Source organism: Rhizobium sp. Root482 (assembly GCF_001426565.1).
Lineage (GTDB): Bacteria > Pseudomonadota > Alphaproteobacteria > Rhizobiales > Rhizobiaceae > Pararhizobium.
Genome location: NZ_LMFA01000012.1, coordinates 396,322 through 408,411 on the forward strand (window position 1 = coordinate 396,322; position 12,090 = coordinate 408,411).

General features: G+C 62.7%; 14 protein-coding genes. 7 read left to right on the forward strand and 7 right to left on the reverse strand.

Annotated features, from left to right (window positions below; translation table 11 throughout):
* Positions 1 to 83: 83 nt before the first annotated feature.
* Positions 84 to 527: a c-type cytochrome gene (locus ASD31_RS09895; RefSeq protein ID WP_056332339.1), complete on the reverse strand. Its 444-nt coding sequence runs from the start codon at positions 525 to 527 to the stop codon at positions 84 to 86.
* Between the two features lie 128 nt (positions 528 to 655).
* Complete coding sequence (locus tag ASD31_RS09900) at positions 656 to 1,294, reverse strand: LysE family translocator (RefSeq protein WP_056332341.1); 639 nt, start codon at positions 1,292 to 1,294, stop codon at positions 656 to 658.
* Positions 1,295 to 1,443: 149 nt separating this feature from the next.
* On the opposite strand from ASD31_RS09900, the gene ASD31_RS09905 reads away from it, so the two are divergent.
* Entirely contained in the window at positions 1,444 to 2,142 is a 699-nt protein-coding gene (locus ASD31_RS09905) for a helix-turn-helix transcriptional regulator (protein WP_056332343.1), read from the forward strand.
* Between the two features lie 339 nt (positions 2,143 to 2,481).
* Here the strand turns inward: ASD31_RS09905 and ASD31_RS09910 are convergent, their stop codons facing one another.
* A complete protein-coding gene (locus ASD31_RS09910; RefSeq protein WP_056332345.1) occupies positions 2,482 to 3,081 on the reverse strand; it encodes a superoxide dismutase in 600 nt (199 codons plus the stop codon).
* 249 nt (positions 3,082 to 3,330) lie between these two features.
* On the opposite strand from ASD31_RS09910, the gene ASD31_RS09915 reads away from it, so the two are divergent.
* A complete protein-coding gene (locus ASD31_RS09915; protein WP_056332347.1) occupies positions 3,331 to 3,657 on the forward strand; it encodes a hypothetical protein in 327 nt (108 codons plus the stop codon).
* A gap of 45 nt (positions 3,658 to 3,702) precedes the next feature.
* On the opposite strand, the gene ASD31_RS09920 is transcribed toward ASD31_RS09915, so the two are convergent.
* On the reverse strand, positions 3,703 to 4,590 hold the full coding sequence (locus ASD31_RS09920; RefSeq protein ID WP_056332349.1) for a branched-chain amino acid aminotransferase: 888 nt from the start codon (positions 4,588 to 4,590) through the stop codon (positions 3,703 to 3,705).
* Between the two features lie 298 nt (positions 4,591 to 4,888).
* Between ASD31_RS09920 and ASD31_RS09925 the strand changes: the two genes are divergently transcribed.
* Positions 4,889 to 5,929: a zinc-dependent alcohol dehydrogenase family protein gene (locus ASD31_RS09925; RefSeq protein WP_056332352.1), complete on the forward strand. Its 1,041-nt coding sequence runs from the start codon at positions 4,889 to 4,891 to the stop codon at positions 5,927 to 5,929.
* A gap of 172 nt (positions 5,930 to 6,101) precedes the next feature.
* Complete coding sequence (locus tag ASD31_RS09930; protein WP_056332354.1) at positions 6,102 to 6,752, forward strand: haloacid dehalogenase type II; 651 nt, start codon at positions 6,102 to 6,104, stop codon at positions 6,750 to 6,752.
* A 27-nt stretch (positions 6,753 to 6,779) separates the two neighbouring features.
* Here ASD31_RS09930 and ASD31_RS09935 read toward each other — a convergent pair whose 3' ends face one another.
* Positions 6,780 to 7,502, reverse strand: coding sequence for a gamma-glutamylcyclotransferase (locus tag ASD31_RS09935; protein ID WP_244483803.1), 723 nt, complete (start codon positions 7,500 to 7,502; stop codon positions 6,780 to 6,782).
* Positions 7,503 to 7,701: 199 nt separating this feature from the next.
* Here ASD31_RS09935 and ASD31_RS09940 point away from each other — a divergent pair, with 199 nt between their 5' ends.
* The gene (locus tag ASD31_RS09940; protein WP_056333184.1) at positions 7,702 to 8,193 is read left to right on the forward strand and encodes a hypothetical protein; all 492 of its coding nucleotides are present in this window, start codon (positions 7,702 to 7,704) and stop codon (positions 8,191 to 8,193) included.
* Positions 8,194 to 8,581: 388 nt separating this feature from the next.
* Here the strand turns inward: ASD31_RS09940 and ASD31_RS09945 are convergent, their stop codons facing one another.
* A complete protein-coding gene (locus ASD31_RS09945) occupies positions 8,582 to 8,977 on the reverse strand; it encodes a DUF2780 domain-containing protein (protein WP_056332356.1) in 396 nt (131 codons plus the stop codon).
* Positions 8,978 to 9,260: 283 nt separating this feature from the next.
* Between ASD31_RS09945 and ASD31_RS09950 the strand changes: the two genes are divergently transcribed.
* Both ASD31_RS09950 and ASD31_RS09955 read left to right on the forward strand, forming a co-directional pair.
* The gene (locus tag ASD31_RS09950) at positions 9,261 to 10,808 is read left to right on the forward strand and encodes a helicase HerA-like C-terminal domain-containing protein (protein ID WP_056332357.1); all 1,548 of its coding nucleotides are present in this window, start codon (positions 9,261 to 9,263) and stop codon (positions 10,806 to 10,808) included.
* A gap of 224 nt (positions 10,809 to 11,032) precedes the next feature.
* Complete coding sequence (locus ASD31_RS09955; RefSeq protein WP_056332359.1) at positions 11,033 to 11,413, forward strand: YciI family protein; 381 nt, start codon at positions 11,033 to 11,035, stop codon at positions 11,411 to 11,413.
* Positions 11,414 to 11,545: 132 nt separating this feature from the next.
* On the opposite strand, the gene ASD31_RS09960 is transcribed toward ASD31_RS09955, so the two are convergent.
* Positions 11,546 to 12,070 carry a dihydrofolate reductase family protein gene (locus ASD31_RS09960; RefSeq protein WP_056333187.1) on the reverse strand — a complete coding sequence of 175 codons (525 nt, stop codon included), beginning with the start codon at positions 12,068 to 12,070 and terminating at the stop codon, positions 11,546 to 11,548.
* Between the last annotated feature and the right edge of the window lie 20 nt (positions 12,071 to 12,090).

Consider the following 12,090-nt stretch of genomic DNA (forward strand, 5'->3'; position numbering starts at 1 on the left):
TCTTGACGTTGAACGCAAACAGTTTTGGCGCGCCGGGTCAACCCGACGCGCCAAGGTGATGTCTCAACGGGCGGTCCGCCGCCTCATTTCTTGATGCGGTAGTTCTCGTGACAGCTGGCGCAATCCTTGCCGATCACGCCAAGAGCGGCGCCGACCGCAGCCTGGTCGGCGGGCAGTTGTGCAAGCACCGCATCCACGTCCGTCGCAAGCTTGACGGACTTGGCCCTGAAGTCGTCCATGTTTTCCCAGATCTTCGGGCTGGCCTCGGTTTCCAGTCCGGTTTCGGAACCGGCGGGGAACTGGTCGGGGAAGGCCTTGGAATTCTCGCTGATGGTTTGCAGAGATGCGGTGACGACGGCGGCGTCATAGGGTTTCTCGCCCTTGGCGATGGCGGCAAGTGCCCCCGTCGATGCACCGATCTTCTTCATCAGTTCCTGGCGAACCGCCTGTGGCTCATCGGCGGCGGTGACCGCACCGGCGACCAGCCCGGCCAAGGCGATGGCGAGAAATACGGCTTTTGACTTCATCAAGTTCTCCCGATCTGCGGGGACGGCCAAAAGGCTGCGCCCCATTCAATTGCGCCCGCATGATTGCATTTTGCCGGACCGAGGAAAGTAACATTTATTTGACCCCAGCGGCGGGAACGGCCGCCGGTTCACGAGAGCGAGGTCCAGCCCTGCCAGGCGGTGAGCGCGGCAACGGCGATCAGCACCACGCCCACCGTCTTGCTGATGATCGCCGTTGCGCGCGGGCTGGAGACGATGAGGTCGCGGCTGCGCCCGGCAGCAAGGGCCAGGCCGCCATAAACCGCAAGCTGGGTGGCGGCAATCATCGTCGCCATGATCAGAACCTGGATCCAGAGCGCGCCGAAGCGGGGGTTCAGGAACTGCGGATAGACGGCCAGCATGAAGAGATAGGCCTTGGGATTGAGCAGGCTGGTGAGCGCGCCACGGCGAAAACTCGTCCACAGCGACAGGCGCGCGCCGGGTTCGACCGAGGCGATGGCGATGCTGCTGCGGGCGAGCGAAATGCCGATCCAGGCGATATAGCCGGCGCCGAGCAGAAGTAGAAGATTGAAGAGTTCGGGCACCATATGCAGGAGGAAGCCGACGCCGAGCGCCGCATAGAGCGTGTGGAACACGCCGCCCGCCATGATGCCGGCCGTTGCCGTCAGGCCCGAGGCGCGTCCGCCGGTCAGCGAATTGGCCATGACGAAGACCATGTCCATGCCCGGGACGATGATGATGCCGAAAAGCAGGGTGAAGAAGAGCCAGAGGTTTTCCGCATAGGTCATGTCAGTTGTCCATTCGTTGAATTGGGCCGCGCCCTTGAGGCAACGCTTGTTTTTCAAGCGCTTGGGAACATGCTATAGCGACTTCCAACTGACAGGGTTCTGTCAGGAGCCTTCATGGCGGTGACGATTTTTGATGACTGGAGGGCCCCATGCGCAAGGCGTCGCGACTGTTCGAGATCATCCAGATCCTGCGGCTGGCGACGCGGCCGGTGACCGCCGCCGTGATCGCCGAGCGGCTGGAGGTGACGGTGCGCTCGATCTACCGCGATATCGCCGCGCTGCAGGCCATGCGGGTGCCGATCGAGGGCGGGCGCGGCATCGGCTATATTTTGCGGCCGGGCTTCGACCTGCCGCCGCTGATGTTCTCGATCGAGGAGACGGAGGCGATCGTGCTGGCGCTGGCGCTTCTGGAGCGCACCGGCGACGAGGAATTGAAGGAAGCGGCAAGGAGCGTCAACCGCAAGATCGCCGGCGCGGTGCCGGCGCCGCTGCGCCAGTCGCTGCGCTCCAACGCGCTGCATGCCTGGGGCACGATCTCACCGCCGCCGACGGGCCTCGATCTCGCTCTGGTGCGCCGGGCGATCCGCGACGAGCGCAAATTGTCGATCACCTATCGCGATGGCGCCGGCCAGGAAACCGAGCGTAACATCCGCCCGATCGCGCTCATCTATTATTCGGCGACGGCGGTGATCGTCGGCTGGTGCGAGTTGCGGGCGGGACTGCGCAATTTCCGCACCGACCGCATCGAGGCGGGCGGCGCCATCGACGCCTATTTCACCGGAGAGGGGGACAGGCTCAGGGCCGCCTGGATCGCCGGATGGACGTCCAGCCAGGCGGCGGCCGGTTGACAGGGCCAACGGAGTTACGACTGGCCGCGTCGGGCTTCGCCACAAGGGAAACACCCGGAGAGAGGACTTGTCAGACGGCTGACAAACGCTCAAGCTCCTCGTTGGATGAGATCGAGCCTCCGGTTTCCGTCATCCTCGCCCTTGTGGCGGGGATCCGGCGACCCGACATCCGTCGGGTCCAAAGACCTTTCAACCCAAAGACTTGGGCTGGCTGGTTTCCTGTGACAAGCACAGGAATGACGGAGGAAACGGGTATGGCCTGCCAAGCCGCACGTTCTACGAATGAAAACACCCGGCGCAAACTGCACCGGGTGTCGACAAGACGGCAGACGCCAAAGCCTACTTGGCGGCTTCGTAGAGTTCCAGCACGTAATCCCAGTTGATCAGGCTGTCGACGAAGGCTTCGAGATATTTCGGGCGGGCATTGCGGTAGTCGATGTAATAGGAATGCTCCCAGACATCGACGCCGAGGATCGGGCTTGCGCCGTGCACCAGCGGATTTTCACCGTTCGGGGTCTTGGAGATTTCCAGCTTGCCGTTCTTGACCGAAAGCCAGGCCCAGCCGGAGCCGAACTGGCCGGCGCCGGCGGCGAGGAAATCGGCGCGGAACTTGTCATAGCCGCCGAGATCGGACTTGACCGCAGCATCGAGCGCGCCCGGCAGCTGCTTGCCGCCGCCGCCCTTCTTCATCCATTTCCAGAAATGAAGATGGTTGTAGTGCTGGCCGGCATTGTTGAACAGCGGCTGGTTGGTGCCGTAGGACTTCTTGACGATCTCCTCGAGCGACAGATCCGCAAGACCGGCTTCCTCGGCAAGCTTGTTGCCATTGGTGACATAGGCAAGATGATGCTTGTCATGGTGATATTCGAGCGTTTCGCGCGACATATAGGGGGCGAGCGCATCATAGTCGTAAGGCAGGTTCGGCAATTCGAAAGCCATGGTCGGTCTCCTTTTTGAGTGGGCGGGATCCATGAATACGGGTGGATTCATGACGGAAAACGGTGATCGGGAACATAGGCACCGGCAGGCTCGCAGGCAACCGCCACCCTACCAAATTTCGCCACAGGTCTGGAAAATAGTTTCAGTTCCCCTGATCCTCAAAGGACGACAAATGGCCATGATGTCCGGGCAGGCTCTGGCGCTGACGACGCCTGCCGCGGATCGTCGAACAGTGACAAGGAAAACCGGATGCCGTCTTTCAACCGAACCGCCCTCGCCGCCTTTGCAATGGCCAGCCTGATGCCGGTGCTGGCGCTTGCCTCTTCCGACGATGCCTGGGAGGAGATGCGCGCCGACATGACGAAGAAATGCCTGGCGGCGGCGGCCGACAGTATCGAGGCGCCGCGCGCGGTGGTCGATCCCTTCGGCGCGCAGACCTATGGCCTGGCGCTTATCATCGGTCAGCCGAAGGGCGCGGAGAGCACCGTCACCCATATCTGCGTCTACGACAAACGGGCAAAGACGGTGGAGCTTGGCGGCGAACTGACGGAAGAGATGATCAAGGGCGGCGAATGAGCGGTCGGCTCGATGCCCTTCCGCCACCCTCTCTTTCCGGAGAGACTACAGGTCCGAGCCCGAGGAGTGCGCCCAGTCCATGTAGAGGTCCTTGGCCTTGGCTGCGATCGGGCCGGGTTGCAGGTCGCGGTCCTCGAGCCTGGTGACCGGGACGACCTTGGAATAATTGCCCGAGGTGAAGATCTCGTCGGCGCCCTGGAAATCGGACAGTGTCAGGCTGGTCTCGACCACGTCGAAACCGGCGCTGCGCAGGAGCGCGATGACGCGACTGCGGGTGATGCCGGCAAGGAAGGTGCGGTTGGCCGCCGGGGTGAAGACGACGCCGTCCTTGACCATGAAGACATTGGAGGAGCCGGTTTCGGCGATATTGCCGAGCATGTCGCGCACCAGCGCATTGGAGAAGCCCCGCTTGCGCGCCTCGATCAGGATGCGGCCGTTGTTGGGATAGAGGCAGCCGGCCTTGGCGTCGGTCGGCATGCATTCGATCGTCGGGCGGCGGAAGGGGGAAACGGTAAGGGACTGGCCACCTGGCCCCTCGCCCATGGGGGCCTCGAACAGGCAGAGCGCGAACCGGGTCGAATCGGGATCGACGGCGACGACGCTGCCGGGCATGCCATGCTCGCCCCAGTACATCGGCTTGATATAGATCGCCGTCTTGCCATCGAACTTCTTGACGCCTTCCCAGGCAAGGCCGGCAATATCCTGCGCCGTCACCACCGGCTTCAGGCCGAGCGCCAGCGCCGAACGGTTGACGCGCTCGCAGTGCGGGTCGAGATCCGGGGCAATGCCATCGAACCAGCGGGCGCCGTCGAACACGGTGGAGCCGAGCCACATGGCATGCGATGTCGGGCCGATCAGCGGTGGATTGCCGGCAAGCCATTCGCCCTCGACATAGGTGAAGGTGGTGGTGCGCGGGGATGTATCGACGGCCATGACAGTCTCCTTTTCTTCGTCTCCTCCTGCATAGCCTGAAATTCGAAAACAGGGACAGATGGATGCATGAAAAAAAGTCATGGTGGGGGGGTCGAATTTGCGGAAACTTACCCCCCTCTGTCCCTCCGGGACATCTCCCCCACAAGGGGGAGATTGGCCGAGACTATTGTACTTCCCTGACGTGCGACAACGAGGGAAAAGAACGATCTCCCCCCTTGAGGGGGAGATGTCACGAAGTGACAGAGGGGGGTGAAGCCGCCTATGCTGCAGCCGCCTGACGCGAACAAAGGACCGCCCGATGAAAGCCATGTATTACGATGCCTTCGGCAAGACGCCGGAAATTCGCAGCCTGCCGGATCCGAGCCCGAGCGAGGACGGCGTCGTCATCAAGGTGGAGGCGAGCGGACTTTGCCGCAGCGACTGGCATGGCTGGATGGGCCATGATCCCGATATTGCGCTTCCCCATGTCCCCGGCCACGAACTGGCCGGCACGATCACTGCCACCGGCAAGGGGGTGATGCGCTACCGGGTCGGCGATCGGGTGACGGTGCCCTTCGTATCGGGCTGCGGGCGCTGCGGCGAATGCCATTCGGGCAACAGCCAGGTCTGCGCCAGCCAGTTCCAGCCGGGCTTTACCCATTGGGGCTCGTTCGCCGAATATGTCGCCATCGACTTTGCCGAGCAGAACCTCGTCCACCTGCCGGAAAATCTCGACTATGCCACGGCCGCCAGCCTCGGCTGCCGGTTCGCCACCTCGTTTCGCGCCGTGGTCGACCAGGGCCGGGTGCGCGGCGGCGAATGGGTGGCGGTGCATGGCTGCGGCGGCGTCGGTCTGTCGGCCATCATGATCGCAACCGCGCTCGGCGCCAATGTCGTCGCCATCGACATTTCGGAGACAAAACTGTCCTTCGCCCGCGAGATCGGCGCCGTCGCCACCATCGACGGCAGCGTCACTGGCGACGTGGCCGAGGCGGTGCGCGAGATCACCGGCGGCGGCGCGCATCTGTCGATCGATGCGCTCGGCTCGCCGGTCACCTGTTTCAACTCGATCAAAAACCTGCGCCGCCGCGGCCGGCATGTGCAGGTCGGGCTGATGCTGGGCGAACATGCGGCGCCGCAGATCCCGATGGCGCAGGTGATCGGCCACGAACTGGAAATCTACGGCAGCCACGGCATGCAGGCCTGGCGCTACGGCGCGATGATGGCCATGCTCGAAACCGGCAAGCTCGACCCGCAAAAACTGATCGGCCGCCATATCAGCCTGGAGGAGGCCGTGCCGGCGCTGACGACGATGGACACGGCGCAGGATCTGGGAATCAGCGTGATCACGCGGTTTTAGATGAGGGAACCGCGACGAAACCCCTCTCCAGAAGGGATGGGGTCTTTAGATCCAGGAATCATCAGGCGATCGCATAACAGAATGTTGCTGCGATGAAGTTTGCTGATAGGAAAGTGGAGAGCGTTTCGCCTGCGGACGAATGCTTTCGCTTTTAGCGTGACGGGAGGGTTTTATGTCTTATGCGGCCTATGTCTTCGATGCCTATGGCACGCTGTTCGACGTGCATGCGGCGGTGCGCCGGCATGCCGGGGCCATCGGTCCGGACGGGCAGGCCTTTTCCGATCACTGGCGCGCCAAGCAGCTCGAATATTCCTGGATCCGGACGCTGATGGGCGCCTACACGGATTTCTGGACCCTGACCGAGCAGGCGCTCGACCACGCCTTCGCCCGGTTTCCTTCCGCCGACCCCGCGGTCAAGGCCGACCTGCTTGAGGCCTATTGGCATCTCGACTGCTACCCGGAAGTGCCGGGCGTGCTGAAAAACCTGAAGGAGCGCGGCGCCCGCATCGCCATCCTGTCCAACGGCACGCCCGACATGCTGCAATCGGCCGTCAAGAAGGCAGGGCTCGATCTCGTCATCGACGATATATTCTCGGTCGATGCGGTTGGCGCCTTCAAGACGGCGCCTGCCGTCTATGACATGGTGACGACCCGCTACCGGCTCTATCCCGATGCCGTCTCCTTCCAGTCGTCCAACCGCTGGGACGTCGCCGGCGCCACCAAATTCGGTTTTCGCACCGTCTGGGTCAATCGCGGCAACATGCCCGACGAATACCGGGATTTCGGCCCGTCGCTGATCCTGCCCTCGCTCGAAAGCCTCTGACGCCGAACGAGCACTGGCGGGACGCGATCACGCAGATGGCAAGGCAGAGGGCGCATTCAGGCCATGGATCGTCCGGATCTCGGCGGCAACCAGGTGCTGGAGGCGCCAGAGATTGCGGTCGCGAATGCCGAATTCCTCCAGATGCGTGACGGTATTGTAGAGATATTCGGCGCAGGAGCCGAGATGGCCGCAGGCGCGCGCCAGGACCTGGGCGACATCCTCCAGCGGCCGGCGCGACAGGATGCGCTCCCCGGTTCCCCCTACCCAGAAGCCCAGCGCCTTTAGCGGACCGCCTTCGGTTTTCACCGGCAGCCAGCGGATCGAATCGACATTCTCGATAAAGCTTACCTCGCGCCGGAGCATGCGCTCGATCTGGGCGACACGATCGGCCGGCGGCAGGCGATAGACGACGCCGTCGCAGCGGCCGCCGCGCGCCAGCGCCATCATCAGCCCCGGCTGCTCGCGCGATGCGCGCCAGCGGTTGATGGAGAGGCAGAAGGACCGGTGCCAGCCGAATGCGGTCGCCCGCCGGTTGTCGATCGCCTGAAATTCCGGCTTCCAGATCAGCGAGCCATAGGCGAAGACCCAGAGCGGCGCGTCGGGATTTTCCCGGTCCAGCCGTTCGGCCAGCGCCCGGTAGCCATCATCACCGATCGGCGTCCAGCGGCTGTCCGGTCCGGGGTCGGCGATATCGCTGTGGCAGAGCGCCACGAGATCGGAGGTGAGCGACATGGTCTTCTGCTTGGACATTGCCGGCAAGGGTTCCCGCGGATTGCAAATCATTCGACGATCCTTGGCAAAGCGGGCCGGCCAGTCAAGAGACGGGCGTTGCAAATATCCCCCAAAATTGGACGCGCCGGCGGATCCGAATTTCAGCTATCTCTCATATCGTCCGTTCCCGTCGGCGCCGCGACGGGGCCATCCGCTCTCTCTGTCCAAGGGGATTTCCATGAAGACCATCTTCGCCGCCGCCCTCTTCGCCCTGTCGCTGCCGGCCATCTCGGATGCCGCGACGCTGGAGTTTCCGAGCGACGACCCGATCGCCTCGATCACCATTCCCGACGATTGGGAGCCGACGGAAACGGATGCCGGCGTCAATGCCAATTCCGCCGACGACGCCATCTATATTTCCATCGACGTCGCTGACGAGGAAACCTCCGACGACGTGGTGAGCGACGCGGTCACCTTCCTGCAGAAGAGCGGCGTCAAGGTCGATACCGCCACCCAGAAGGAATCGACCGAGACACTGAACGGCATGGAGATGACCAATCTCGACTGGTCGGGCACCGACGACGACGGCGATGTCAGCATCGGGCTTTCCTTCGTCTCGCCCAAGCCGGGCAAGCTGCTGGTCATCACCTATTGGGGCACCAAGGGCATGCAGGAACAGCACGGGCCCGAACTGCAGTCGATCATCACCTCGCTGAAGCCGGCCGAATAACACGGCGGCACACTCACCCGTCAGCGCGGTCTTGCGATGGGCCGCACGAACCGAGGTAAGGCTCCGGCCGCTTCGAGGTTATTGGCAAATGCTCGATGCCTTGTCGGACGAGAGCGAGCTTCTAATCTCCGTCATCCTCGCCCTTGAGGTGGGGATCCAGCGACCCGACGTCCGTGGGGTCAAAAGACTCCTTCGCCCAAAGACTTGGGCGGCTGGATTCCTGTGACAAGCACAGGAATGACGGAGAATTGGAGTGTCGCTTGCCAAGCCGCATGACCTTTGGACAAATGAAGCCTGGCCTTGTCAGCCCGAAACCGCCGAAGCGGGGCTCCTGCGGTTCGGGATGGCCTGCTAGCGCGCCAGCGCTGAGGTCACAGGGTTTCCCGGCTCAGATGAACTGGCTGAGGCCCGGGACCGAGGCGACGACTTCGTCGACCGTTTCCTCGCCGGCCTTTTCCTTGGCATAGCCGATGGTTTCCTTGGCAAGCGCGGTGATTTCGCCCATGCCGAGGCCCTGGCTCATCAGTTGCTGGCCAAGCGCCATGACGCCGCCGCCGGCGCCGACTGCGCTGAGCAGACCGCCGAGCAGGCCACCACCGCTTGCACCCTCGCCGTTGAACTTCGCCACCATTTCGGACGCGCCGGGAATGGCCTCGATCATCCGGGCGACCGGGCCTTCGGCGGCTTCGCGCTGCAGGAAGCCGAGCATCATGCCGATGGCCTTTTCAGCCGTGGCCGGATCGATGCCGACATTTTCGGCAACGCGGGTGACCAGTTCATTCATCACAAATTCTCCTCGTATTTTGACGTGAACGTCAAGGTAAAATATCCAGGATGGAAACTCAAGCGCGGCGGAACGGGATATCCACGGCGGCAGGCCTCCATCGTTTCACGGGCCGCCGCCAATTACAATGCGCGGGTGTCGCGGTTCCGGCTGTCCGTGCAGCGCAATCCCGCTGTTGCCGGTTGCATCCGCTCCTCCTATAACAGCCTTGTGAAACAATGCGATGAGGCAGAGGCGGGGCGCTGATCAAGGCGTCTCGTCGGTGAAACGGAGACAGGCCGACATGATCGAGGACGGGAAACTCTATATCGGCGCCAGCCGCAAGCCGGACGACACGATCAACGGCCCGGAATATCTGGAGCTGAAATTCGGCAACCGCCACGGGCTCGTCACCGGCGCCACCGGCACGGGCAAGACGATCACGCTGCAGATTCTCGCCGAGGGCTTTTCCAACGCCGGCGTGCCGGTGTTCTGTGCCGATGTGAAGGGCGATCTTTCCGGCATCGGCGCAATCGGCGAAGCCAAGGATTTTCTCCTCAAACGCGCCGAACTGATCGGTCTCGACCCCTATGAGTTCCAGGAGTTCCCGGTGATCTTCTGGGATCTCTACGGCGAAAAGGGCCACCGGGTGCGCACCACGCTGTCGGAAATGGGGCCGCTTCTGCTGTCGCGGCTGATGAACGCCACCGATGCGCAGGAAGGCGTCATCAACATCGCCTTCAAGATCGCCGACGAGGGCGGCCTGCCGCTGCTGGACCTCAAGGATTTCCAGGCGATGCTCACCTATATGGGCGAGAACGCCTCGGCACTTTCCAATACCTACGGTTTTATCTCGAAGGCCTCGGTCGGCTCGATCCAGCGCGAATTGCTGATCCTCGAACAGCAGGGCGCCGAAAATTTCTTCGGCGAGCCGGCGCTGAAGATCACCGACATCATGCGCACCACCCGCGACGGCCGCGGCGCCATTTCGGTGCTGGCCGCCGACAAGCTGATGATGAATCCGCGCCTTTATGCCACCTTCCTGCTGTGGCTTCTCTCGGAGCTGTTCGAGGAACTGCCCGAAGTCGGCGATCCTGATAAACCGAAGCTGGTGTTCTTCTTCGACGAGGCGCATCTGCTCTTCAACGATGCGCCGAAGGTGCTGGTCGAGCGCGTCGAGCAGGTGGTGCGGCTGATCCGCTCCAAGGGGGTCGGCGTCTATTTCGTCACCCAGAACCCGCTCGACGTGCCGGAAACGGTTCTCGCCCAGCTCGGCAACCGGGTGCAGCATGCGCTGCGCGCCTATACGCCGCGCGAACAGAAGGCCGTGAAGACCGCCGCCGACACCTTCCGCCCCAATCCGGATTTCGACTGCGCCACCGTGATCACCAATCTGGGCACCGGCGAGGCGCTGGTCTCGACGCTCGAAGGCAAGGGCGCGCCCTCCATGGTCGAGCGCACGCTGATCCGCCCGCCCTCCTCGCGGGTCGGCCCCCTGAGCGAGGCCGAACGCGCCGAAGTGATGAAGATCAGCCCGGTTGCCGGCCTCTACGACGAGGATTTCGACCGGGAATCGGCCTATGAGATTCTGGCCAAGCGCGCCGCAAAGGCAACCGAACAGGCCGAGGAAAGCCGGCAGGCCGAAGAGGAACCCTCCACCACCGGCAATAGCCGCTGGACCCTGCCCGGCTTCGGCGACGATGCGGAAACGAAGCCCGCCAAGCCCAAGGGCCGCTCCGGCTACCAGCGCGAGAGCATCGCCGAAGCCGCGATGAAATCCGTCGCCCGCACCGTCGCCTCCTCGCTCGGCCGGGCACTGGTGCGCGGAATTTTGGGAAGCCTGAAGCGGTAGGGACGCAAGGCCGCGAGCGGAAAGCGAGATCAGGCCCGGAAGAGTGCCGGTCCGGAAGCGGCCATTTGCGCCTTCTCTCTCAGGCGCTGAAAAAATTGCGCGCCAAAAAATGCGCACCAAAAAAATGTACGCCAAAAAATGCACGGCTGTGTCGGTTTCCACCAGTCTCGCCCGTCCTCAGGATGCCCGGCGATGAAGCCGGCCTTCAAACAGGGAGACGGACGATGCGTGTGATGGTTCTCGTGAAGGCAACGGAAGACAGCGAAAAGGGCTTTTTCCCGACGCCCGAGACGATGGAAATGATGGAGGCGATGGGAAGGTTCAACGACGAACTCCAGAAGGCCGGCATCCTGCTTGACGGTGATGGCCTCAAGCCCTCCTCGGCCGGCAAGCGCGTGGCCTTTGACGGCCTTGGCCGCACCGTCATCGACGGGCCCTTCACCGAAACCCGCGAACTGGTTGCCGGCTTCTGGCTCTGGCAGGTCAAGGACATGGATGAGGCGATCGCCTGGGTCAAACGCTGCCCCAACCCCATGCCCGGCCCCAGCGAAATCGAAATCCGGCCGCTTTATGAATTGGCGGATCTGGGGCTGGGGGACGGCTGAGGGTTTGGGGTGCAAAGCTCGCGGCGGTGGCTTGGAGCGATTTCTCGGATGATGGGCCGGCTGCGCCGAAGATGGTGAGTGCTTCCGCTTTGGGGCAATTGCGGTCATTGCGCTCTTATGGCATTGCCCGCATCACATTCGGTAATGGAGCCGCACGCAGCCCTTGTCGAGCGCCGTTGCGCTTATCAGCGTAGGGCTTGCGCGAAAGCCAGTAAGTGGAAAGAGCGGCAGCCCACTGCCGAGTATTTCCGGAATGACATAGATTTCGATTTCGTCAATTGCGCCGCGTTCCATGAACGCCATTTGCAGCTTCCCGCCTCCCAGCATCCAGACGTCTCCATCATCAAGGGCACGTAGTTCCGCAACCAGTGAATCCAGATCGCCGCAAACTTTGAGCGGCCCCTTCGGAGCGTCGATCGGACGGGAGGTGACGACAATGACCCGCTGATCGCCATAGGGCCACGGGGATTGCTCCTTAGCCATGAAGTCATAGGTGCCGCGGCCCATGACCACGGTGCGGATGTGCTTGAGAAAGTGCCGATAATCGTGTTCTCCCAGGTCCATGTCATCATAACCGTAGAGCCAGTCAAGAGAGCCTTCTCCCGAAACGATGAGTCCATCCAGGCTCGCTGCGATATATCCCAGAATTCTTGCCATCAAAGACACTCCTTGATTTA